At 31.4% G+C, this 23,537-nt stretch carries 26 protein-coding genes and 3 pseudogenes; 22 read left to right on the forward strand and 7 right to left on the reverse strand.

Annotated features, from left to right (window positions below; all coding sequences use genetic code 11):
- Positions 1–619 precede the first annotated feature (619 nt).
- From LWE_RS14700 to LWE_RS14900, 15 genes and pseudogenes are all read left to right on the forward strand, one after another.
- On the forward strand, positions 620–1,594 hold the full coding sequence (locus LWE_RS14700) for a hypothetical protein (protein ID WP_011701893.1): 975 nt from the start codon (positions 620–622) through the stop codon (positions 1,592–1,594).
- Entirely contained in the window at positions 1,578–2,045 is a 468-nt protein-coding gene (locus tag LWE_RS05435; RefSeq protein WP_011701894.1) for an ABC-three component system middle component 2, read from the forward strand. The genes LWE_RS14700 and LWE_RS05435 overlap by 17 nt, the downstream gene beginning before the upstream one ends.
- Positions 2,045–3,928: an AAA family ATPase gene (locus tag LWE_RS14705; protein WP_011701895.1), complete on the forward strand. Its 1,884-nt coding sequence runs from the start codon at positions 2,045–2,047 to the stop codon at positions 3,926–3,928. Before LWE_RS05435 ends, LWE_RS14705 begins: the two co-directional genes overlap by 1 nt.
- Before the next feature lie 238 nt (positions 3,929–4,166).
- Complete coding sequence (locus LWE_RS14635) at positions 4,167–4,334, forward strand: hypothetical protein (protein ID WP_011701896.1); 168 nt, start codon at positions 4,167–4,169, stop codon at positions 4,332–4,334.
- A gap of 17 nt (positions 4,335–4,351) precedes the next feature.
- A complete protein-coding gene (locus LWE_RS05445; RefSeq protein ID WP_011701897.1) occupies positions 4,352–4,816 on the forward strand; it encodes a hypothetical protein in 465 nt (154 codons plus the stop codon).
- Positions 4,806–5,243: a hypothetical protein gene (locus tag LWE_RS05450; RefSeq protein WP_011701898.1), complete on the forward strand. Its 438-nt coding sequence runs from the start codon at positions 4,806–4,808 to the stop codon at positions 5,241–5,243. Before LWE_RS05445 ends, LWE_RS05450 begins: the two co-directional genes overlap by 11 nt.
- 42 nt (positions 5,244–5,285) lie before the next feature.
- Positions 5,286–5,654: pseudogene (locus LWE_RS05455) on the forward strand (hypothetical protein).
- A 13-nt stretch (positions 5,655–5,667) separates the two neighbouring features.
- On the forward strand, positions 5,668–6,111 hold the full coding sequence (locus tag LWE_RS05460) for a hypothetical protein (RefSeq protein ID WP_011701900.1): 444 nt from the start codon (positions 5,668–5,670) through the stop codon (positions 6,109–6,111).
- Positions 6,112–6,148: 37 nt separating this feature from the next.
- Positions 6,149–6,278 (forward strand): annotated as a pseudogene (locus tag LWE_RS14785) (hypothetical protein); the annotation flags it as partial.
- A gap of 527 nt (positions 6,279–6,805) precedes the next feature.
- Complete coding sequence (locus LWE_RS05465; RefSeq protein WP_011701901.1) at positions 6,806–7,300, forward strand: hypothetical protein; 495 nt, start codon at positions 6,806–6,808, stop codon at positions 7,298–7,300.
- A 506-nt stretch (positions 7,301–7,806) separates the two neighbouring features.
- Entirely contained in the window at positions 7,807–8,571 is a 765-nt protein-coding gene (locus LWE_RS05470) for a leucine-rich repeat domain-containing protein (protein ID WP_011701902.1), read from the forward strand.
- A gap of 42 nt (positions 8,572–8,613) precedes the next feature.
- Positions 8,614–8,904: an immunity 53 family protein gene (locus tag LWE_RS05475; RefSeq protein WP_041176329.1), complete on the forward strand. Its 291-nt coding sequence runs from the start codon at positions 8,614–8,616 to the stop codon at positions 8,902–8,904.
- A gap of 53 nt (positions 8,905–8,957) precedes the next feature.
- A complete protein-coding gene (locus LWE_RS05480; protein WP_011701903.1) occupies positions 8,958–9,491 on the forward strand; it encodes a hypothetical protein in 534 nt (177 codons plus the stop codon).
- Positions 9,492–9,515: 24 nt separating this feature from the next.
- Positions 9,516–9,704, forward strand: coding sequence for a DUF1214 domain-containing protein (locus LWE_RS14570; protein ID WP_011701904.1), 189 nt, complete (start codon positions 9,516–9,518; stop codon positions 9,702–9,704).
- Complete coding sequence (locus LWE_RS14900; protein WP_157738618.1) at positions 9,673–9,792, forward strand: DUF1214 domain-containing protein; 120 nt, start codon at positions 9,673–9,675, stop codon at positions 9,790–9,792. The genes LWE_RS14570 and LWE_RS14900 overlap by 32 nt, the downstream gene beginning before the upstream one ends.
- 143 nt (positions 9,793–9,935) lie before the next feature.
- Here LWE_RS14900 and LWE_RS05490 read toward each other — a convergent pair whose 3' ends face one another.
- The 4 genes from LWE_RS05490 to LWE_RS05510 all read right to left on the reverse strand — a co-directional run bounded on the left by LWE_RS05490 (position 9,936) and on the right by LWE_RS05510 (position 13,223).
- Entirely contained in the window at positions 9,936–10,934 is a 999-nt protein-coding gene (locus LWE_RS05490) for an alpha/beta hydrolase family protein (RefSeq protein WP_011701905.1), read from the reverse strand.
- Positions 10,931–11,527: a GNAT family N-acetyltransferase gene (locus LWE_RS05495; RefSeq protein ID WP_011701906.1), complete on the reverse strand. Its 597-nt coding sequence runs from the start codon at positions 11,525–11,527 to the stop codon at positions 10,931–10,933. Before LWE_RS05495 ends, LWE_RS05490 begins: the two co-directional genes overlap by 4 nt.
- Positions 11,524–12,243, reverse strand: coding sequence for a MerR family transcriptional regulator (locus tag LWE_RS05500; RefSeq protein ID WP_011701907.1), 720 nt, complete (start codon positions 12,241–12,243; stop codon positions 11,524–11,526). The genes LWE_RS05495 and LWE_RS05500 overlap by 4 nt, the downstream gene beginning before the upstream one ends.
- A gap of 341 nt (positions 12,244–12,584) precedes the next feature.
- Positions 12,585–13,223 (reverse strand): hypothetical protein, encoded by a 639-nt coding sequence (locus LWE_RS05510; protein WP_011701908.1) that lies wholly within the window; start codon positions 13,221–13,223, stop codon positions 12,585–12,587.
- Between the two features lie 415 nt (positions 13,224–13,638).
- Between LWE_RS05510 and LWE_RS05515 the strand changes: the two genes are divergently transcribed.
- The 6 genes and pseudogenes from LWE_RS05515 to LWE_RS05540 all read left to right on the forward strand — a co-directional run.
- Entirely contained in the window at positions 13,639–15,354 is a 1,716-nt protein-coding gene (locus LWE_RS05515; protein ID WP_011701909.1) for an ABC transporter ATP-binding protein/permease, read from the forward strand.
- 1 nt (position 15,355) lies between these two features.
- Entirely contained in the window at positions 15,356–17,002 is a 1,647-nt protein-coding gene (locus LWE_RS05520; RefSeq protein WP_011701910.1) for an amino acid ABC transporter ATP-binding/permease protein, read from the forward strand.
- 187 nt (positions 17,003–17,189) lie between these two features.
- Complete coding sequence (locus LWE_RS05525; protein WP_011701911.1) at positions 17,190–19,409, forward strand: glycoside hydrolase family 3 protein; 2,220 nt, start codon at positions 17,190–17,192, stop codon at positions 19,407–19,409.
- A gap of 20 nt (positions 19,410–19,429) precedes the next feature.
- Positions 19,430–19,906: a GNAT family N-acetyltransferase gene (locus LWE_RS05530; protein WP_011701912.1), complete on the forward strand. Its 477-nt coding sequence runs from the start codon at positions 19,430–19,432 to the stop codon at positions 19,904–19,906.
- Positions 19,899–20,744 (forward strand): hypothetical protein, encoded by an 846-nt coding sequence (locus LWE_RS05535; protein WP_011701913.1) that lies wholly within the window; start codon positions 19,899–19,901, stop codon positions 20,742–20,744. The genes LWE_RS05530 and LWE_RS05535 overlap by 8 nt, the downstream gene beginning before the upstream one ends.
- Positions 20,745–21,069: 325 nt before the next feature.
- Positions 21,070–21,336 (forward strand): annotated as a pseudogene (locus tag LWE_RS05540) (CPCC family cysteine-rich protein); the annotation flags it as partial.
- A 66-nt stretch (positions 21,337–21,402) separates the two neighbouring features.
- Here the strand turns inward: LWE_RS05540 and LWE_RS05545 are convergent.
- The 3 genes from LWE_RS05545 to LWE_RS05555 form a co-directional block, all read right to left on the reverse strand.
- Positions 21,403–21,750, reverse strand: a complete 348-nt coding sequence (locus LWE_RS05545; RefSeq protein ID WP_011701917.1) for a nuclear transport factor 2 family protein — start codon at positions 21,748–21,750, stop codon at positions 21,403–21,405.
- 62 nt (positions 21,751–21,812) lie between these two features.
- A complete protein-coding gene (locus tag LWE_RS05550; RefSeq protein WP_011701918.1) occupies positions 21,813–22,385 on the reverse strand; it encodes an ATP-dependent Clp protease proteolytic subunit in 573 nt (190 codons plus the stop codon).
- A gap of 126 nt (positions 22,386–22,511) precedes the next feature.
- Positions 22,512–22,919 (reverse strand): VOC family protein, encoded by a 408-nt coding sequence (locus LWE_RS05555; RefSeq protein ID WP_011701919.1) that lies wholly within the window; start codon positions 22,917–22,919, stop codon positions 22,512–22,514.
- Between the two features lie 91 nt (positions 22,920–23,010).
- Here LWE_RS05555 and LWE_RS05560 point away from each other — a divergent pair, with 91 nt between their 5' ends.
- Positions 23,011–23,475, forward strand: a complete 465-nt coding sequence (locus LWE_RS05560; protein WP_011701920.1) for a precorrin-2 dehydrogenase/sirohydrochlorin ferrochelatase family protein — start codon at positions 23,011–23,013, stop codon at positions 23,473–23,475.
- The last annotated feature ends 62 nt before the right edge of the window (positions 23,476–23,537 follow it).

Raw genomic sequence — 23,537 nt, forward strand, 5'->3', positions numbered from 1 at the left:
ATTATAGTATCGAACAAAATTTAGCATAATTTTCTCAAAATAACTTTCACAAATTCGCTAGATAGATAATATTAAAGTAAAAAGTTAACGCCTTTCACGTTATTTCAGTGGTTCTCATACAATAATAGAAATAGTTGTTCCAACTTTTTTTGTTTTTGTATGTCCAAGGGAGTTAAGCTTTTTTCCTTTCAATAGTCAGTTGCAAGCCCTTCCATAATTGGATATAATTATATTAGTGAATAGGTCCACAATTAGAAAGTGGAAGAATGTCAAATTATAACGGGGGATTGAAAATATCTAAAGTGGAATAATAAAAACAACAAGAAAATGTAAAAATGAGGAAGTGATTGGAATACTATCTAAGTAGTTAATTGAAGGTAAGATATATTGAATCTATTCATAGAAAAAAGAAATACCAATTTTATTATTTTCTTTTTAACAATGAACTGAAAACATAAGAACTATTGTACACGATGCTGCGCCAAGCTAAGTATAAGTTTATTTACTGTTGCATAAAAATATACCATTATGTTCGGAAAATATTATCAATTTACTATAATAATTAAGAAAGATAGATGATTATTTAAGTTAATAATCACAAAAATATTGAGGTGATAGAATGGAACGTGATTTTAGTTATCTTGTAGCTAAACATGGAGATGCGGGTGCTCGTGAAATATTTGAGAATATTTGTGTCGCTCTTTTTCAAGCTATATACGATTCAAAAGCAAAACCAGTAAAGCCTTGTCAAGGAGATGGAGGAATCGATGTTTTAATTGGTGATCTTCCAGAGGCTGAGAAAGTATATCAGTGTAAGTTTTTTTTGAATAAAATAGGAGATTCTCAAAAGCAACAAATTCGTGATTCGTTCAAGACTGTAACAGAAAAATATAATGTGAAAGAGTGGTACTTATGTTTACCCATAGTGCTAACTGAAAAAGAATTACTGTGGTGGTCTCAATGGAAAAATAAGATGGAAACAGATAAAGGAATAAAAATTGATCTTTGTGATGGGAGCTATTTAATTAATTCTTTGAAAAAATTTGATTTATATACTGAAAAATTTGACGATGATATCAGAATGCAATTAGACCAAATTTTAAAAGAATTATTATTGAAACGTCAGCAGATTGTAGAAGAGATTATTTATGGAATTGAGGATATAGAAAATATTGAAGAAGAGTATAATGACTTTGTTTTTATAAAAATGTTGGAAAGTGCAAAAATTACTAATTTAAATACATGTAAGATGGAATATTTTAATGCTGAAATATCAATGAAAGAGGGGATTAGTAAAGATGCAATTTGTGGATCGAAAGTGTATGGGAACCTTAAAAAAAAGGTTCTAACTATTTGGGATACGCAATATAGAATACATAAACATCCGTCAAATGGAAATAATCTACTAAATAATACGTATCTACGTATTGAGGACTTAGATTCAAGCACATTAAATGCTACTGCTGAATATTCGTTGTTAGCAAAAAAGGGACTTTTACATCATTTAGCTAACGAAAAACAACTTGGATGGGTTGAAGATTATTTGAATAAATTAACGGAATATATGAGGATAAATAATGATAGAAATTATTAAGGGAATAGGTTTTCAAGAATATAATTTGACCATAGTACGGATAGTCACTTTTTTATCGATAATGGGTGAACATCATAAGAAATCAATAACAAAGGATAAATTGATTTTACTTGATTTTTATTTAAAATATCCTGAATTGACTAATGATTTTGAAAAGAACATGGATTTTGATACTAAATATTCTTATTTTCATTGGAAGCCAAATTATCGTCTTTACTCTGCTGTTTTATCGGATTTAAAAGCTAGAAAATTAGTATCTTGTTCATCAGAAAATGGATGTTACTATATTACTGAGCGGGGAAATGAATTTGTGTTAGATATGAAAAATACTTATGTAGATAAAACAAAAGTTGTCAGTGAGTATATTAATAAAAAAATTTGTAAATTATCTAATAAAGCTATTACAGAAGACATAGAGAAAATACTTTTGAAAAAGAGAGGATATAGATAATGAAACTTTTTTTAAAGACATTTAGAATGATTGGCATAGAAAAAAATTATGGTTTCAACTTTAAAAAAGGATTGAATTTTATTTCTGGTCCTACATCTACAGGAAAAACAACAATTTTTGAATTAATAGATTATGCACTTGGAGCCAAACAACATAAATCTTACATAGAAGTTGGTCAAAAGTGCACAGATATAGAATTAGAAATAATTTTAGATAATACAACTTATAAAATAAAAAGACGATTGTTTGATTATAAACTTCCTGTACTTATAGAAATTTTTGACGAAGCGAATCAAAAATTCTTAGAATATGGTATATTTGATGTAGAAAATTCAGATAATGAGAAATCTTTGTCAAGTTTTTTGTTATCTAAATTAGGGTTGGGTGGTGTTAAAATAGCAAATCAAAATTTAAGTTTTAGAGATTTATTTAAGTACTCGTATTTAAAACAAATAGAAATTGACAATGAAGATATTTTATCATCTGAGAGTAATCCTATGCTTAACAATAAACGTAAATCAACATTTGAGATTATTTTTAATTTTTATGATCAATTATTGGGTGAGTTAAAATCTAAATTGAAAGAGTCTCAAGAAGAATTAAAAAATGAAACTTTACGTTATGAAGGAATTGAGACATTTTTAAAAACGTCTAATATCGAAAATTTTGAATCTGTTAAACTTAGAAGAAATGAGATAAATCAACAAATTATAGAATTGAAAGCATTGTTAGGAGATAAAAGCAATCATAAAAGTGAGGGGATTTCAAATCCAAAAGTCCAAGAACTAAATGCAACTGTACGTTTAAAGAAAATTAATTTAAAGAAACACTATGATGAATTAAATGATAAGGAGGAGTATATTGGTAAATTACGTTTACTTTCCAATCAATATGAAAGTGATATAGCAAAGTTAGATGCAACCATCATGGGAATAAAAGGAGTTAATAAATACGAATTTTTAATTTGTCCTAATTGTATGAAGCCTTTAGAAAAGCATCAAAATAAAGCAAACTGCCATTTATGCGGTGATAATATGGATGAAATTGTAGAGAACACTCTAATCTTAAAAACCGAAAAAAAGAATACTGTAAAGAAAAGAAATGAGCTTGAAAAACATATTTCATATGAAGTAACAGAAAAAATCAATCTACAAAAAGTGATTAAAAAACTCAATGATAATCTTAACTCGGATGAGCGAACCTTAGAAGAATTGACAGAAGAATATGTAAATCCTTTTATCGAAGAAATAAGTTTAATAAATATGATATTAGGTAAATACTACAAAGAGTTAGATGGTTTGGAAAATAGTTTGCGTTTTATCAAAGAACTAAATCGGTTGACCCTATTACTTTCAGATAAGGAAAAGGAAGTTGATAGGTTAAAAAAACAAATAAAAGGAAAAGCAAATTTAAATGATAAAGTGAGCACTTTCAATTTGTTAAGTACCAGATTTTCCAAAATTTTAAAAGAATTTCAATTTCCTAAACTGGAGAAAGCGTATGTTAATCCTAAGGATTATTTACCATATGTTAGAGAAAGAAAATATAATAGCTTAGGTAGCTTAGGTGCAGTGACATTGATTACAATGGCTTATTATCTGTCAATATTTGTTGAAACAGAAGACGATACGTACAATCATTTGAATTTATTAATGATTGATACTCCAAGAAAAAATCTTGGAACTTCATCCCAAAATGAAGAATTCCAAGATGAAGAAATATATAATTCGGTCATAAAATATTTTATTTCTTTAGATAAAACATCATCAGAGGAGATGCAGCTCCTTATAATAAATAATGGCTATCCTGATTTCTTACCAAAGAAAGATTTAATTGTTGAATTTTCCTCTGACGGACGAGTTGGGCTAATTGATGATATATAAATAGTGTTGATTTTGTAAATAAAAAAGAAGTAATAACCAAATCAATTAAACTGGTCATTACTTCTTTTTACAAATTAGATAGAAACATTTTGTTATTTAATAGAAAAATGAAAGTTAAATTGATTTATATGTCTTACGCAGTATGATTAATAAATATAAGAGTGAGCTTTTCATTATAGAGATTATAAAAATGAACTACATATAGATTTTACGTATTGATAAATACTTAGCGAATCAATTGAATGTATTATCAGATATAAGAATTGCAGATAAGCTGATGCCGCTTAACTTTGAAAATGCACTTAATGATGAAGCTTTCCAAGTATTTGGTAAAGAATATTTTTATTTAAAAGAACATGGTTATGAATTTGATTCTAAAACATCTGAAATGAAATATAAAAAATAACAGAGTTGGTGAAATTTATGGAGTTTAAGCACGAAGTAGAAAATAACTTTGCGGATATAATTCAAGAATATCAATTTAACTTAATTAAAGTAAATGAAGACGAAATAATGTTGTTACATCCTAATTATGCTCTAACTATTTGGAAAAGTAGAGAAGGTATTGATATTTATTATCTGTTTCTTCACAGCTTAGAAAAAGTGAAAATAACCAATTTCTTATTTTCAAATTATGAAAAAGAATTATTAGCTAATATCATTCCTGCAAATAATTTGGTCGACAAAATTTCTAATAGCTTACTTATTCATGCGAGAGGTTTAAGTAAATATTTCCCTGAATTGCTATCTGGTCAAAATGACTGGATAAAGGATTTTAAAGAGAATAAGTTTTATAATGAGCCGAGAGCTATTAACAAAGACGAGTATTCAGCCTATAAAACTAATATTAATGGCAAAAAAATTGAAGGATTTCAAAATGAAATATGAAGCTGATTTTATAAAAAGATTCCAACCATTAATAGAAGAATATAAGTTGAATTATAAAGTTATATCTGAAGAGGAGCTAGCACTTTTTGGTTCTAATTTTGCGCTTGTTTTTTTGATTCATTTTGATGAGGTCTCTTTGGATTATGTAAGCCGTGATAAAGATAATTTGCTTGTTAGTTTTGATGTATGGTCTTATTTTTTACATGTCTTTGATGATAAAGATAGGGAGAATTTGCCAAAATATAATTCTGTGCAGGAGAGGGTTGATGTCTCATTTTTAATACTTGCAAGAGGTCTTCCGCGTCATTGGAGCAGTGTGCTTAATGGAGATGACAAGTGGTTGGAAGATTATGAGCAATATGAATTGGCCGGTGTTCCTAGAGAAGTAATCGGGGATTTGAAGGATAGTTTGAGTTTATATATTTAACCAAGAAATGTTGAGAATTTAACAGCAAAGAGGAGTCCAACCATGAAATTGGATGATAATTCAAAAGAAATAATCCTTAAAAAAAGTAAATTTTTGCTCCATAATAATTTTAAATTAATAGAAATAACGGACGCTACTATCACATTTTCAAACAAGAAAATTGCTTTTGTAATCGGTTATGAAAGATATGATAATGTAAGTAATATTAATATAAAGTTTTTGGAAGAAAATGAAATGTTTAATCTTGGCTAGATTGCTTTTGTAAGAAGAAATCAGACGCCGCTTCCTCAGAATAAATTAGATAATATATTAGAGTTACTTGATTATGCTGAAAAAAATTATACTAAAGTTACTATCTTACAATTTTGCCAAGAAAGTAGAGAAATGATAGAAGATTTCTTAAAAGAATAATGACTGTGATCAATTGGATTTTTATAAAGAAGTTGAAAAAATATTCAAAGGATACGAGCAAAAGTATCAATTAAAGCTAACTAAAATAGATAATAATGAAGTTGCTTTCATCGGAGAGAACTATGCTTTAGGTATAGGATGGAGCATGGACGGGATTGATTTGCATTATTTCACACTAGATAATTTGATTCTCTGTAAATTTAGTTTGGATAATTTACTGAACGCAAAGCTAACTCAAATAGAACGAGAAGGGATAATTCCCAGTACAACAATTTACGAGAAAATAATTAATGAATTAATAATCTGCGAAAGAGGATTCAATAATCATTTTCAAGAATTACTAATGGGTGAAACATTAAGTGGCTTTGTTAATAAAGAATTTGTTTCGAATATGGAGAAGAGTATTATTGAACGTGAACTGCATACATATAAAGAGAAACGGATTATTTCCAAATAATATCTTAATTCAAAAATTAACAAAATTGGTGGAATTAATGGGGTTTAAACACGAAGTAAAAAATAACTTTCCGAACATAATTCAAGAATATCAATTTAACTTAATTAAAGTAAATGAAGACGAGATAATTTTGTTGTCCCTCTAACCATGCTCTAATGATTTATAAATAGTCAATCTTTTGTCTTAGCAGAGAAAGTTTTTGATTTGTATGATGTCGATAAAAGTCTTGTAAAGAAAACGCTCTAATTCGAAATTTCCTTGTCTAGCTTTTTTTGAGTATCCATGCCAATGAAGATAAAATTTTTAATTGAGTTAATAAAAAATGCAACCTCTTTGAATATTAAGCCTTGATTATACATTTATTCCTATATTAATACATTATTTATCGATTTGAAAATCAAATAATTGTGTGATAGTATTTTAACTAACTAGAATTAGCATAAATTAGCCAATACAGAAAATATAAAATAGTAACGGATAAAAAAGCGGCAACGTTAAATAATTATCTGTAAGGTTGAAAGTGATTTTCTGAATGGAAATAAAATGTTTATGTAAATGACAGTTTATCAATATGATTAGCTGTCATTTTTTTGTTCTATATAGTAGGTTAAAAATACTTAGTAATGTGAAAGGAGAATCAAAACCACAGATTAATATTAGTGCTAAAAAAAATTTACTTTATTGAAGGGAAAAGGTGTTTTATGAAAAAAATATTGATAATTTAAAGCGGATATGGGAAGAAAAAGGGTATGACTGCGAGCCTTATAGTGATAAAGAAATTACAGATGTAATCAAAAGAATAGGGAAACTGCCAATGATGCTAGTAGAATATTATAAAAAAATTGGAATAATTGATGGACAAGAAGAACATTCTCTATCAGTTCTTCCTTTAGATGAATTATGCATTGTAAAAGATGGTGATGAAGACTTTCTAATTTATGCTACTGAAATGGAAGCGGCTTGTGATTATGCAATCTCTTTAAAAGACATTGAAAAAGATAATCCAGTTATTTATTGTAGTGGCGAAGGGTATAGTGAATTTAATTCAGATCCAGATATGAACTACATTATAGGAACTGATGATGCTTTAGACAAAAGTGCATACAATAATACTAGTTCATTATTAGCTAGTTTTTGGATGTTTCTAACAAATGAAGTTGAAGAAGAATTTGACTTTGAAGCTGAATAATAGAAAAATCTAGAAAGAAGAAATATATGGAATTAATTATGGAACAATAAAGTTCATTATGAAGAGAATTTATTAAGCCATGGGGTTGCAAGAACATTTATATGATGTAAATGAACTTTTATTACAAAATTACATTTGATTTCTATTGATATTGATGACACTAACTTTCTTAAAAGGTTTAAAAAAAGCTAAAAGAATTCTCAATCGGTTATATTAATGTTAATGATATTGAATTTGTGCAATATTCTAAAAATATAACCGATTTAGTTCTACGTAACCTAAGTTTAAGGGAAATCACGTTTATCTTATCATAACTAATTTAAAAGTATTTTATGCAGAACAAAATGAAATAGAAACTTTTAATAAAGCTGCATAAATAGTAATTTATCAAAGACTGGCTATTATACAGTAGCAAAAGAAATTTAATATACGATACTGATGCTATGTTATTTTTACAAGAAGTTATACGATGCAATCTAAACTTAAAATAAAGGAGAATGAGTGATATGCGTTTTACAGAAGAAGAGATAAAGAATGGCTATTTAAGAACTCATTCAACAGATGACTGGCCGATTGAGAGGAAAATTGTAGATACTGCTTCGGATAAAATAAAACTTGCATGTACCCAATTAAATGAAACAGAATACCAAAAAAAGAAAATTGTTAACTATTGGTGTGAATTCCTAAAAGATAATCCAACTAACTATAAAAAAATTCACATGGTGACTAGAATGAATCAGCAACTTTTTAATGCTATTTGTCATCAAAAAGAACTCGACTATTTATTTATAAAATGGTTAGTTGCAGATTCTATTGAGCAAATTCAAGAATTAAGAAAGCTACAATTCCTTTATCTAGATATACCTCCTAAAATCACTTGTTTAAACGATCTGGCTAAATTAAAAAAACTTAGATCTTTATATTTGATAAACTCATCCTCAGTAAAAACTTTTTCATTTTTAGGTGAAATGAGGGGACTGGAGGAACTTGTTATTGCCTCCCGTGTTTATGCTGGAGCAAAACCTAGCCAAAAACAAGATTTATCATTTTTAAAAAATTTAAGTGAATTAAAAGTTCTTTCGCTTTTTGATTTACGATTAGAAACTTTTTCTTTAGATGTTTTTGAACATTGTGTAAGTATAGAAAATATCCAGATTCGTAATCTCAGATATAAGGAAAATGGGAAGTGGAAAACATTTTTACGAAAAGACATGGAGCTTTTATTAGAGCGGCTCCCAAATGTTAGATATCATAATTTAGATAGATTTTGATTGAATAAAGTTAGTGTGAATTAAGTAGAAAGAGAGCGGGAATTGGATATTTTATCGTGGGTAGAAAATTGGTATAAAGAACAGTGCGACGGAGTTTGGGAGCATGATTATGGTATAACTATCGGGACTCTTGATAACCCTGGGTGGTATGTCCGAATTAATCTTAATGGGACCAGTCTATTAAATAAAAACTTTGAAAATATTGATTTGATGGTTGATGACAAAAATTGGATAAAATGTATAAAGGAAAACGAAGAATTCAAAGGATTTGGAGATTCGCATAAGTTAATAACAATTCTTGGTTATTTTAAAGAATTTGTTCTAAGTGAATGAATGTGGTAAGCTATAATCTGCACATAATAAAATTTATATTACTAGGAGGAAAAATGTTGATTCCATCATATTTAAAAAACACTGCAAAAGAAATAGGTGTCAATGATTTTCTTAATTTAGAAATTTCAACTGCAAGTAGTGAGGAAACATTTGATATTTTTTATTGCGGAACACTGGAAGTAATTGAGGGAGACCAACTAATTACAGCTACGGATTTTAAGGTTCCAATAAAGGTTATTGCTAAAAATAATTTAACAAAGGAAGAAATATTACTTTATGATGGCGCCTATTATGGATATGATAGTATGTTTTGCGATGAATACGATAAGACTGTGATTGAAAATAGAGAACTTAAAAGATTTCCGGTGAATCATGTTTCTAAAATTAATTTGTCTGTTGGAATCGGAATTGATTATGAAAGTGAAAAAGAGGATTATGAAGTTGATGATAAAGGAAATGTACTACTAATTGATGGCAGACATATACCTTGGGAACAAGTTAAAACGGATGGTTTCGACTACTTAGAAATCAGTGTAAAAGATGAAACGGAAAAATCTCAATTAATTTTGATGGAAGAATTGTCTTAGAATTGGAGTCAGCTTGAGATTTATATGACGGCTGTGGCTGGAGAAAATAAGAAATATTTAAATGGTGTGAAAAATTATCGGATTCATTTTGATAATAAAACAATACCACCAGTTAATGAGTTTTGGTCACTTAGTATGTATGGAATTGACCATAATTTCGTTGACAACCCAATTAATAAATATGCAATTAGAAGACCGTACTCCAAATATTAAAAAGAACGAAGATGGTTCTTTTGACATTTATATTCAACATGAATCTCCTGGTGCGGAGAGAGAAGATAACTGGTTAACCTTGCCCTGAAAAAGAATTTTATATGATTTTAAGAGCTTATGGTCCTGATGAATCCATTATTGAACAGACTTGGATTCCACCAGTAATTGAAGTTGTAAAATAGATGATTAAAAAGACAGAAGAAACGCCTTCTGTCTTTTTGTTTGGAGGTATTACTGCTGAGAAACTACTTTTTCACAATAATCTAGATAAGCATCATCTACTAAAAAATATTTTGGAACCATTAAGCCAACAATATTGATGAGTAAATCTGAATTAGCGATGGCAGGGTTAATCATTTGATGTGAGACATTTGGGATGGTTTGGGTTTCTAGGTTTTCTTTCTTTATTTGTTGGGTGTAAACTTCTTTTGTTTCTGCTGAATCTACATTTTTATCTTTTTCAGCTAAGACGAGATAGATTTTTGCTTTTACTTTTGAAAGGTCTAGGGTGGCATCTTGGTTCATGTTTTTGCGTATGAAGTTGTAGCGATCCGGGGTCATATCTTCTTTACCGCCATTTTGTTTGTAGCTTTCGTAGGTTTTGTTTTTAGAAATAAGTGCGCTGTCGGAGAGAAAATTTTGTTGTGCTTGCTTGATTTCTTTAGTTGTTTTACCAGCATCTTTCGTTTGCCAGCCGGTATTGTATTCTCCTTGGCGCATCCAATTGATGGCAGGGGCGGCAAGTATTGAAAAGTCAATGTCATTATTTGCATTCATTGCTTTTGGAATTACCCAACCTGCTTGACTTGCGCCCCATAAGCCAATTTTAGAAGTACTGTCTGGGTACTTCACTTTCATCCACTCAATAACTTGATTCACTTCGTTTGCGCGGTTATCCATGGACTGATTTAGCCAATTACCAGAGGACTTTCCGACACCTGGTTTATCCCAAGATATAGAAATATAGCCTTGTTTGGCAAAACGCTCCATCAGTGGTTTATAGCCGCCATTTTGCGTTGCTTCTTGTGCTCCATCGCCATGCACGAATACGATAATGCCTTTTGGTTTGTCGTGTTTTGGAGTAGTGACGACCGCTGAGAGTGTTCCGCCATTAGTGGGAATTGTGACTCTTTCTTCGTTCATTTCATAATCATTTCCGATAAAAAGTAACGCTACTAAAATGACGACAATTGCGCTTAACGTGATGGTTATTTTTTTCCAAAGCTTCATTTTATCCACTCCATTTTATACCATTCTTTGATTCCCGTTAGTACACCCATGAATGTACTATTTTCTTTTTCCACCACTTGAAATCCTAAATTTTGGTAAAGCTGATATGCGTGAGTATTATTCTTTGCAACATATAAAGTGAGTCGCTCAGTATGAAAAGTTTCCTTACAATAGGAAATGAGCTTTTTCCCAATACCTTGGCCACGAAAATCTGATGAAACGGTTATAAAATCGATGTATCGCTCATCTGTAGTTGGTTTGTGTGACAGTAGGCTGAGTAAAAATAACAATTTAAGTCGCTTTGAAAAGGGCAAAAATCTACTTACGGATTGATAGAAATGACGGTGTGAATCGTTCTTATTTGTTAAAAATAGGCAACCACAAACTTTCGCATCAGATGTTGCAATCAGTAAGTTTTCACCTTTTTCAGTATAAATATAGTAGCAAAAGGCATAAACCACATCATATACTTCCGTTTCAGAAAATAGCGCATTTGTAAATTTAGATTTGAAACCCGAACAAACGATAAATGCCACTTCGTCAAGGATACTTCCTTTCTCGAATGTGGTGATGGTTTGAATAGCTATCGTCATAATAGCACTTCCATCGTGTAAACCATTGCATCTGGAAAGATAAGTGAAGGGTAGATGTTTTCGTAAACAATCATACTTTTAGCAGGATTTTTTAGTTCGTCTAAAAAAAGTTTGATTTGCGTCTCAATAGTTGCTTCATTTTCGGCAATAAAAGTTTTGCAAGCATATTCGCCATCCGGAAAAGTATAATCGCTTATTTCTTTAGTGCTTTTAAGACAGATGACGCCATTATCAGATTCAGAAAAAATATAAAATGGTTCTTCTAAATTCGGCAGATTATGTTTTGCGGCTTGGGAATAGTTGATAGCGTTATTATCGAGCATTTGGGCAGGAACTTTTTTGAAATACCGAGCGGCTTTATTTACAAAAGTAATTTCATTTAAAGTAATTTCTTTTTGCGAATGAATGATTTTTTGAATCGTTTTTTGAATGTCTACTAACTCTTCTATTTTTTGTTGCAAATTTTGTTCAGCCTGTTCTAACATAGGAGTCACTTTTTCACCAAGCAAACTTTCTTTGATTTCTTGAATAGAAAAGCCAATTTTTCTAAAAAGAATAATTTGATATAAACGGTAAATGTCGGTTTCTTCAAAATAATAATAGCCATTTTCAGGATTTCTTTTAGGAACTAGGATACCTTCATCGATATAGTGACGGATTTTATATTTAGATATTTGAAAAAGTTGCGCGATTTCGCCGGTGGAAAGAATTCGCATAAGATACCTCCTTGTGATTTAGTTTTAGTATAAACCATGTGGTTACCACACAGTCAAATAAAAGTATAAAAAATAACGCTGAAAACAAATGAAATATGTTTTCAGCGTTATTTTTTAAAATAAACTTATTGATAATATAAAGCGTATAAAAAACCATAAAGATAGTACAAAAAACACCAGATTTATTAATTTTATTTCTTTGGGATGTGTTTTATTATGCTCAAAAATTTTGATGAGGTTAATTAAAACAATCCATACTGCAATAATAATGATTAAAATATTTAGTAGAGAGTTACCAAAAATATTTTCAAAGCTATATAGTGTACTCATTCATTCACCTTCTAACTATTATATACATAATCCAACCATACTTTATCTTTGCCTACTCGGATGTAGTTGTAAATGGTGTAATTTCCACCACTAGTATTGTTGATTACCATTTTCACCCCACCATATGCAGAATAGCCGGATTTTTCATTTTTTCTGAAGACACCTTTTGACAATATACTTCCACCATTATTTGTACTATAATTTATCCCGTAAATACGATCTAAACGATCCGCATATTTCGAACCCCATTCGATTTTACCATATATAGTAGTATAATCAGCTTTATAAGAAAAACTATAGCCTGAGAAGTTTTGTTTTACTGTTACTCCTTTATATATCATTCCACCTGGAATGACAGTTTTTGTTCCAGTTGTTTTACTGCTTTTTTTGAGTAAGGGTCTAGTATTACTCTGTGATGCTTCGCTAATTTCCTTTGCTTCAGAATATGTAACTTTTGCCCCTTCCGCTGTTTCTATATTTGCGTTGGAGTAATCTATTTCTGTTTGAATTATCTCCCCATATTGATTATTTTCAACATAAACTTCCTTGTCTTTTGTACTAAATATATTTTCTTTAGCCGAAACTTGGACACTACCTATTAATATAGATAAAACCAAAGACATCCCTAGTACATATAAAATTTTTATCATGTTGCCATCTCCTTTTTATGTTTATAGTACAAAATGATTATAACATATTGCTTTTTTGTTTAAAAGTTATAAAAGAGTATTTGAGGTTCTTATTATAATTTTTTCTTAAATATCTTTTTATAGAATTTTGTAAAATATACTTATTTTTGATTGATAAATTTAAATATAAATAAAGTTTACTTTAAGAAGATAAAATAATAGCCAAAATAGGAGGGCTACTAATGTAAAAACCGTATTTGACAATGAGAATCATTATCAAATACGGTTTTTTGTGATATAATAAACAAAGATTTATTGATGGAGGTTAGCGATCAAATGGGAAAAGTAGTATTGAAAATGGCTCATATTGCCAAAAAATCAAAGAAAGTATTAGGGTATTTTGAAACGAACCTTAATATAACTCGGGGGAAGTGGAATGATTGATAAGCGTTTGTTTCAACTGGTTGAAAAGAAATCTTTAATTTTATTAATTCTTTTTCGTGTGCTTGGTTTAGGGCTGATTATTGGTCTTTGGCTTGTTTTTGCTCAACAGTTAACGAACTATTTAGAAGGTCAAATTGTCGATTGGTTATGCCTTGCTGGGACGGTTTTAGTTGTTTTAGTTGGAAAAATGGTACTCACAAAATTAGCGGAGAAACAAATTTATCAAGCTTCGGCGGAATTACGTTTATCAATGCGACGGGCTGTAATGGAAAAAGCTTTTCGATTAGGTAATAACGCGGGGCAGTTACCGGCATCTAAGTTAACACAACTCTCTGTAGATGGAATTGAACAATTAGAAATTTATTATTCGCGTTTTTTACCGCAATTATTTTATTGTCTTATCGCTTCTTTGATGATTTTTGGAAGTTTAGTTGGATTTGCGTGGCAACCAGCAACGGTGTTATTAATTTGTATGCCAATGATTCCAATTGTTATTATGGCAGTGATGAAAATTGCTAAACGAATTTTAAGCGGTTACTGGTCTGATTATACGAATTTAGGTACCAAATTTCATGAAAACTTAAATGGTTTGAGTATTTTAAAAGCGTATGATCAAGATAAATATAAACAAGAGGAAATTGTTTCAGATGCGGAACGTTTTCGTAAAGCTACAATGAGTTTATTATCCATGCAGCTAAATTCCATTACGATTATGGATATTATTTCTTATAGTGGAGCGGCACTGGGTATTGGTATTTCACTGATTATGTTTACAAATGGCAATATTAGTTTAACTGGAATGATGATGTTCTTATTGCTAAGTGCCGAATTCTTTATTCCGATGCGCCAATTAGGCTCTTTATTTCATGTGGCAATGAATGGAATTAGTGCATGTAGTAGACTATTTGCATATATAGAATTACCGGAGCAAGTTTGGGGTTCAAAAAAAATAGATAAACCATTAGAAAAAATAACCGCTCAAAATATAACATTTACATATGAAAAAGGAAAAGCAGAAGCACTTCAAGGAATATCAGCTAATTTCAGTAAAGGGAGCTTTTCTGCACTTGTTGGAAAGTCTGGCTCAGGTAAAAGTACTTTTGCACGGGTATTATTAAATCAATTACCAAACTATCAGGGCAACATTGTTTGGAATGACGTATCGCTAGCGAATTTAGATGGAGATACTATTCGTAAACAAGGTATTTTAGTTGATAATCATGGATATCTCTATGCAAATAGTATTCAGGAAAATTTATTAATTGCAAGTCCAGAAGCTAGTCAGGCTGATTTATGGCATGTTTTGGAACAAGTTAGTTTGGCTGAATTTGTGCGAAAGTTACCTAAACAATTAGAGGAGTCATTAGAAGAAAATGGCAGTAACTTGTCTGGTGGGCAAAGACAACGCTTGCTTCTAGCGAGGGCTTTACTTCAAAAAGCGGAACTTTATATTTTTGATGAAATTACTTCTGGTGTGGATTTAGAAAGTGAAAAAATTATCCTTGGAGTGTTACAAGAGTTAGCTAAAGAGAAAATCGTGCTGTTTATTTCACATCGTTTGTATAATGTTTTAGACGCAGATCAGGTGTTAGTTTTTGAAGCTGGCAAACTAGTAGAAGTCGCGAGTCCAGAACATTTACAACAATCATCTAATTACTTCAAAAATTACTTTTTAGAAGAAGAAGCATTGTTGAAAGGAGGGGCTTAACATGTCAGAATGGACACTTGTTGGTTGGCTTTTGAAATTTGTTAAACCACTAAGATGGAAGATGATATTGGCGATTTTACTTGGCATTATAAGTAATTTATCCGTTATTTTAATTTCTTTAGTAGGTGTCTACGGGATTATCGCGGTGATTTCAAACGAAACATTAAATCCGTATAAATGGCTACTAGTAATGGTTGGTTGTGGTGTGATTCGAGGGCTTGCACGATATGCGGAACAATACTTAAATCACGATATTGCTTTTCGTTTACTTGCGATTATTCGTGCTCGTATTTTTGCGACTTTGCGAAAACTAGGGCCAGCTCGTTTATCTGGGAAAAAAAGTGGCGATTTAATCACAGCGATTACAACCGATGTGGAGGCGTTAGAAGTGTTCTTCGCGCATACGATTTCTCCTGTTTTTATTGCTCTTGGAACGACCATTGTTACAGTAGGTTTTTTAGGAACTTATCATATTTGGTTGGCGCTAATCCTTTTGTTAGGTCAAGTTTTTGTCGGTGTTATTTTGCCAATGGTGAGTTACAAACGAAATAAAAAAATTGGAACAGCTTATCAAAAAGAATTGGTTAGTTTAAACCAAATGGTAATGGAAAATATTGCTAGTTTGCAAGATATATTCCAATTTAACTTAGGCAAAGAGCGTTTAACTAAATTAACAAATCAAGGCGAAAAACTTAATCAGCAGTATCAAAAAAGAATACATCAAGGAAGTGATTTGCAGATATTGAGTGAATGGGTGTTAATTGGCACAGCAACCATTATTTTAGTATTAGGTAGTTTTTGGCACTTGTCGGTTGAGACTGTGTTCATTGGGACCGTTCTTAGTTTGAGTTCTTTCGGATCTGTGCTTGCGCTAAATGCTTTAGGAACGGCACTTTTAACTACTTTTGCGAGTGGCAAACGATTATATGCACTCACAGAAGAAATACCAGTTGTATCGTTTGATGGTTCGCTCGAATTAACAGATTTTGAAAGTGCAAAAATGGATAAAGTGCGTTTTAGTCATGAAGGTAAACAGCCAATTTTGAACGGACTTTCTTTTACTTTATCTAAAGGAAAATGGTTAGGCATTGGCGGGGAAAGTGGCAGCGGGAAAAGCACATTAGTGAAGTTACTAATGCGTTACTGGGATCCAGATGGTCAAGTGAAATTAAATGAAAGAGCTCTTCCTGAAATGACAGAAGCCTCACTGCACCGGCTTGAAGGAGTCATGGAGCAAACGACATTTTTATTTGAAGACACGATAAGTAATAATATTCGTTTAGGGAAAAAAGATGCGAGTTTGGAAGAAGTAAAAGAGGCTTCTCGAAAAGCGGCGATTGACAAGTGGATTGAAACTTTGCCAGAAGGATATGTTACTGTCATTGGTGGACAATCACGGGATCTATCAGACGGAGAACGCCAGCGGATTGGTTTGGCAAGATTATTTCTCCATGATGCACCGTTATTATTACTAGATGAACCAACAAGCAATTTGGATTACATTAATGAACAAGCAATTCTCAACACGTTACGTTCAGAATTTCAAGGAAAAACAGTACTTGTGATTTCCCATCGTGCAACGACTTTAGACTTGGCAGAGGAACAGTTATTTTTGGAAAATGGTGTTTTGAGACGAGTAGCGGAATAATAAAAACAGCTTGTGATAGAGATGCCTATTACAAGCTTGTTTTTATTATAAATAAATTTCTTCTCTTCAACTGAATATGATAAGCTTATAGTAAAGTTTCTGGTTTAGAGTATGAGTAAGGACAACATTTATGAATTTTACACTATAATATATTTGCAAATGAAACTAATACATAGGAGGGGTACAAATGAAAAAATATACAATAACTGATAAAGATACCTTTTTACTAATTGATAATGAAGATGGTGCGACATTAGGTTTGGCGAAAAATAGTGGTGTTGAAATATTGGAAGTAGACGGATATGCTTTTAAAGACCTAAATAAAAATGGAAAACTTGATCCTTATGAAGACTGGCGTTTACCTATGGAAGAACGGATTCGAAATTTAGTGTCTCTTTTACAGATAGAAGAAATTGCGGGGCTTATGCTTTACAGTGGACATCAAAGTGTAGATACAACAGGACGATTTGCACAAATGTTTGCAGGAACTTATGATGGTTTAACATTACAAGAAAATGAACATGCAAAAATTTCTGATATTAGTGATCAACAGAAGAAATTTTTGAAAGAAGATAGATTAAGACATGTATTGTTAACAGCAGTGGAAAATACGGAAGCCGCAGTTACTTGGAACAATCATATGCAAGCTTTTGTGGAAAGTCTAGACTGCGGGATACCAATTAATATGAGCAGTGATCCGCGACATACAAGCGATGCCAGTACTGAATTTAATGCAGGAGCGGGTGGTGATATTTCAAAGTGGCCAGAATCACTTGGTTTGGCAGCAACATTTAATCCAAAATTAGTCAAACAATTTGGTGAGATTGCTGCGAAGGAATATCGAGCACTTGGGATTACCACCGCTTTATCTCCGCAAGTAGATATTGCAACAGAACCCAGATGGATGAGATTTAAAGGAACATTTGGCGAAGATAGTGTTTTAAGTGCGGACATGGCAAAAGCTTATTGTGAAGGATTCCAAAACAGTGAAGCAGGCTGGGGAAGCGAAAGTGTAAATGCGATGGTAAAACACTGGCCGGGTGGGGGTAGTGGAGAGGCAGGGCGGGATGCTCATTATGCTTATGGAAAATACGCAGTGTATCCAGGAAATAATTTTGAAGAACATTTAAAACCATTTGTGGATGGGGCATTTAAACTTGATAAAACTAATGCAGCTAGTGCGGTTATGCCTTACTATACCATTTCTTATAATCAGACGCCTAGCAATGTTGGAAATGGTTTTAATCGTTATCTTATTCAAGATTTACTGCGTAATAAATATAAGTATGATGGCGTGGTTTGTACGGACTGGAATATTACCCACGATAACTACAGTATGAGTCAATTTATTTCAGGTAAAAGTTGGGGAGTAGAAAAGTTATCCGTGGAAGAACGTCATTATTTAGCTATTTTAGCTGGTGTTGACCAATTTGGTGGAAATAATGAACTCGCTCCTGTTTTAGCAGCATATGAAATGGGGAAAGAGGCTTTTGGAGAAAAATTTATTCGTGAACGCTTTGAACTGAGCGCACACCGTTTATTACGCAATATATTTCAAACAGGATTATTTGAAAATCCATATTTAGATTTTAAGACCTCAGAAAAAATATGTGGAAATCCAGAATTTATGGCAGCTGGTTTTGAAGCACAAAAGAAATCAATAGTTTTACTGAAAAATAAGCAACAAGTTTTACCTCTTACGAAGAAACTAAAAGTATACATCCCAGAGCGCACTCGTCCGGTTACTTTTGATTGGTTTGGGAAAGAAATTGCTGCTAAGAGTGAATTCCCAGTTGATAAGAAGATAGTAAACAAATTTTATGATTTAGTTGATAACCCAGATGAAGCAGATTTTGGTTTAGTATTTATCGAATCACCGCAATCTGTTCCTTATACTGAGAAAGATGGCTATCTTCCTATTTCCTTACAATACCGTCCTTATCATGCAAAACTTGCTCGAGCTAAAAGTATAGCTGGTGGGGATCCACTTGAAAAAACAATCAACCGTTCCTATAAAGATAAAACCAATACGACAACGAATGAAGCAGATTTAGATGCTGTTTTATCTACTAAAGAACAAATGGGTGAAAAACCTGTCATCGTATGTCTAGATTGTACAAATCCAACAGTTGTTGCGGAATTCGAACCTTACATTGATGGTTTATTGGTACATTTTTCATCTACAACACAAGCACTTTTAACATTAATTTGTGGCGAAACAGAACCAAGTGGCTTACTACCATTTCAAATGCCGTTGAATATGGATGTGGTCGAAACGCAAAAAGAAGATGTCGCACATGATATGATTCCATATATAGATGAACTAGGTAATAGCTACGATTTTGCTTATGGACTTAATTTTTCAGGTGTGATAAAAGACGAACGAGTTATTCATTATAAAATTTAATTAATGAAGTGGAGGATATAATGGAAATAAGAATACAGAAACCTACATCAGCAGATTTTCCATTTATCGAATGGTTATGGGCAGATAAAGCGACAACAGAAGTACTCGGTGGCCCGTTTACTTTTCCGGAAGAAATGAGAGCAGACTGGTTAAAATCAAAAAATCTTACAGCAAATGCTTATTTTATTATCAAAAAAGGTTCAGAATCTGTTGGAGAAGTAAGCTTTCGCGATTTTGAAAAAGGAACAGCTTGGCTAAATATTAAAGTGGCTGCTCGATTTCGAGGTCAGCAAATTGCTCAAAAAGCCATGCAATTATTTTTGGATTTTTTTCAAAATGAATGCGCAGGAATAGTTATGCTAGACGAAGTAAGACAAGAAAATAAAGCTGGAATTGCTTTTCTTTTAAAATTTGGTTTTAAAATAATAGAAGAGAGGGAACAGACGGTACTACTTAAATGGATCAAAGCAGCTGGGAAAGAGGAATCGAATGAATAAAATATATTATAAAGTATCTAAATTGGAAAATTTTGAAGTGGCAGCGAGAAAAATTTTTAATTTATTAGTAGAAGCTCAAAATCAATTTGAAAATGAATCAAGAGTTTTAAAAGTAGACATTGATAATCATTTAAATGAATTAGGTCAGTTTGATGATGATATGCTCAGATTACAACAGGAATTTGGAGAACTTTTTTTGCTCCCATTCTTTACGGAAATTAATTTTCCATTACTTATAAAGAAAAATCCCAAAAAACAAATAAATGATATCCCAGAAAAGTTTACACTAAATAATCTCAAGCGTGAAACATCTTTATCTGAGCTGGAAATAAAAAATTATTATAATACAGAGTTTGTTTTAGAAAAAGATGTATATCTATACCTAAAAAAAGTAAGTAATGTACTAAAAGAATATATAAAAATAGATAACTATAAGATTAATATTGATAGAGAAGATTATGATGAATTTGGCTTATTAATCCAGTGGCAATCATATATGAAAGATTTAATAAATGAATTGTATAACTCTTTTATTAACGGCAACTTAATATCTAATGTAGCAATGACGAGATCACTTATTGAGTGCTATGTTTATATTAGTATAATAAAAAAAGAGAAAAACCCGTTATTACTCCAGGACTGGTTTTTCAGTAACTTGATTAAGGGATCTAAGAGATATAATGAAGGTAATAAAGAACTATTAAATAATACTTTAGCCCAGTTCTTTGAAGGGTATGATATATTACAGTCTAGATTAAAGAAAGGGAATTCTAATAATTGGTTATCAACTGTGATTCCAAAAAAAATATTACATTTAGAGATGCTTGCGAATATTTAAATGAAGATTATATTTATGAAGATTTTCAGGAAGCAAGTTCTTTTGTTCATGGTCAAGATATAAAATCAAAAATAACTCCTTTTTTTTCATATTCATCCATATACAGTAAACTTTATACAATGATGATTTATATTATTAAATCATTATATTTGTTTGATTTATCATCAGAATTAAAAGAAGAGATTGACGATTTAGAGTTTGAATTAATCTTACTTGGAAAAAAATATTTATAAACTTTTAATAAGAAAAAGATTATTTATGTTTCTTAAATGGGTCAAAGTAGCTGGGAAAGAGGAATTTAATGAATAAATAGAGATGTTTATGTTGTAATTATTTAACGATAGAAGTTAGAGGGGATTTTGATATTTGTCCTGTTTGTTTTTGGGAGGATGACGCTTATTTTATTGTTAATGAAGGAGAGATTTCTTCCCTTTATCAAGATGGTTCTTCAGAAGATGATTTGCTGAATGTTCCATCCGGAGCTAATAATGGCTTGACTTTATCAGAAGGGCGCAAAAACTTCAAAGCATTTGGTGCCTGCGAACTTTCGATGAAAAAATATGTACGAGCACCAAAAGCAAATGAAATATAAGATGAGAATTAAGGCTAGCATTTAACCATACCAATTATGTTTTTAATCTCATTTTCTTACTTTTATTTAGACGATTTTTGTGCCTTGGTGAAAAGTAAGTTTCCATGAACCATTTTCGAGAATCCAGATATTACTCCGCATTGTATAGCTGTTTTCACTTGTATTTTTCAATCTATAATAAGATAAGACCTTTGTTTCATCTAAAATTTTTATGTCATAATCTATGATTTCTAACGTGTTGTCTCCAAGATCTTTAAGCGATTTGTAATAGGAAAAGTCTTTAATCACTCCGTTTTGCGTGATTTCAATATAAGAATCACTTAAAATGGCGATAATTTCTTTCATTGAATGACGATTTTCAAAAGATAAATGTATTTGATCCAATTTTTGGAAATTCTCTTTCGTTAATTCCATAACTAACACTCCTTTAAAAGAGTAAAAAGGTTCACTTCATGATGTAAGTGAACCTTTTTGTGTTATTTTAAGTTATCACGGTTTTGGATGATTTCATTAACAATTCCGTAATCTTTTGCTTCATTTACGGAAAGCCAGAAATTGCGGTCGGTATCTTTGGAAATTTTTTCGTAAGATTGACCTGTTGCCTCAGCGATTAAACGATTAATTCGTTCACGCATTCGGATAATTTCTTTAGCTTCGATTTCAATTTCAGTACTTTGCCCTTGTACACCGCCAGCAGGTTGATGAATCATATAGCGTGTATTCGGTAAGCTAAAGCGATTTTCTTTTTCAGCAGCTAAGTAAATAGTAATACCTGCACTTGCAACCCAACCAGTACCAACGACTTTGACAGTTGGCTTAATAAATTTAATCATATCATGAATCGTATCGCCTGCTTCCACATGTCCACCTTGACTATTAATAAATATCGTAATTGGCTCATCACTAATTGATTCCAGTAATAGTAGTTGTTTAGAAACTTCTTCAGCAAGCTCTTGATTGATTTCTCCATAAATTAATACTGTTCGTGTGTCTATCATTTTTTGTGTAAGGATATTTGTGATGTTTTCATTGTTTTTATTCTCTATCATGAAAAATTCCTCCTTAAAAAGTATTCAATTATTTATGTTAAAGGTATCTTATCACAATGGTCGAATTTGGTCAAACATTTTGAATAGAAAAAGAAAACGCTGATTAGAGCGTTTTCTTCATAGATTTTATTCAAAAGCTAGTTGCCAAGTAATCCCGAATTTATCTGTTACCCAAGCTACTTTTCGAAGGGCTTCCACTTTTTCTGGTCCCATCATGACTATGCCTTCTTTAGCAAGTTTTTCAAAAAGGGAGTCAAATTCGCTTTCTGTGTCTGCAAAATAAAGAGTTGTTGTGGCCCAGCTGAAGTCTGGTGATGCATTGTTGGTCATATCCATAATCATAAATGATGCTCCCTTTATTTCAAAAGTAGCATTAAGAATTTTGCCGATGTCGCCACCTTGCTCGGGTTTTGTGAAGTAAGTAAGGCCCACTTTTTTCGCATCAGGAAAAGTGTCTAAATAAAAATGAAATGCTTCCTCACCATTACCATTAAAAGTGAAAAATGTGGAGATTCGTTTCGCTTGATTAAACATTTACTTTACCTCCTTTTGAATTATTTTAACTATACCCGAAAAATACGTCGAATATGTGTTAAAATGAAGAAAAATAGGCGGAGGATTGATAATGAAGTATCCGATAATGCTTGATATTACAGGGAAAAGAGTAGTCATAATTGGTGGTGGAAATGTAGCCCTTCGTAAAATAAAGGGATTGATTGATACGGGTGCTGATATTTTAGTTGTCGCGCCACATATTTTGCCAGAAATAAAAGCGTTTGATGTGCGAATAAAGGAAGAAGCGTACCGTACAGAACATCTTGAGGGAGCTTTTATGCTATTTATTTGTACGAATAATCCAGAAGTGAATCAAATGGTTTTACGCGATAGTAAGCCAGATCAATTAGTGAATGATACGACGGAACAAGCTAATTCTCATTTTTTTAATATGGCAACAGTGATGAAAAACGATCTATTAGTTGGTATTTCAACAGTTGGAGGGAATCCTGGATATGCGAAAAAAGTTAAGCGAGAAATTGGTCAGTTAGTAGAAAATATAGCAACAGAAGAAATTAAAAATCGAAACAAATAACCGAAAACCTGCTAATTTTAGTAGGTTTTTTTATTCTATTATATTGCTCTCTTTTAGGTTGC

The organism is Listeria welshimeri serovar 6b str. SLCC5334 (genome assembly GCF_000060285.1).
Taxonomy (GTDB): domain Bacteria; phylum Bacillota; class Bacilli; order Lactobacillales; family Listeriaceae; genus Listeria; species Listeria welshimeri.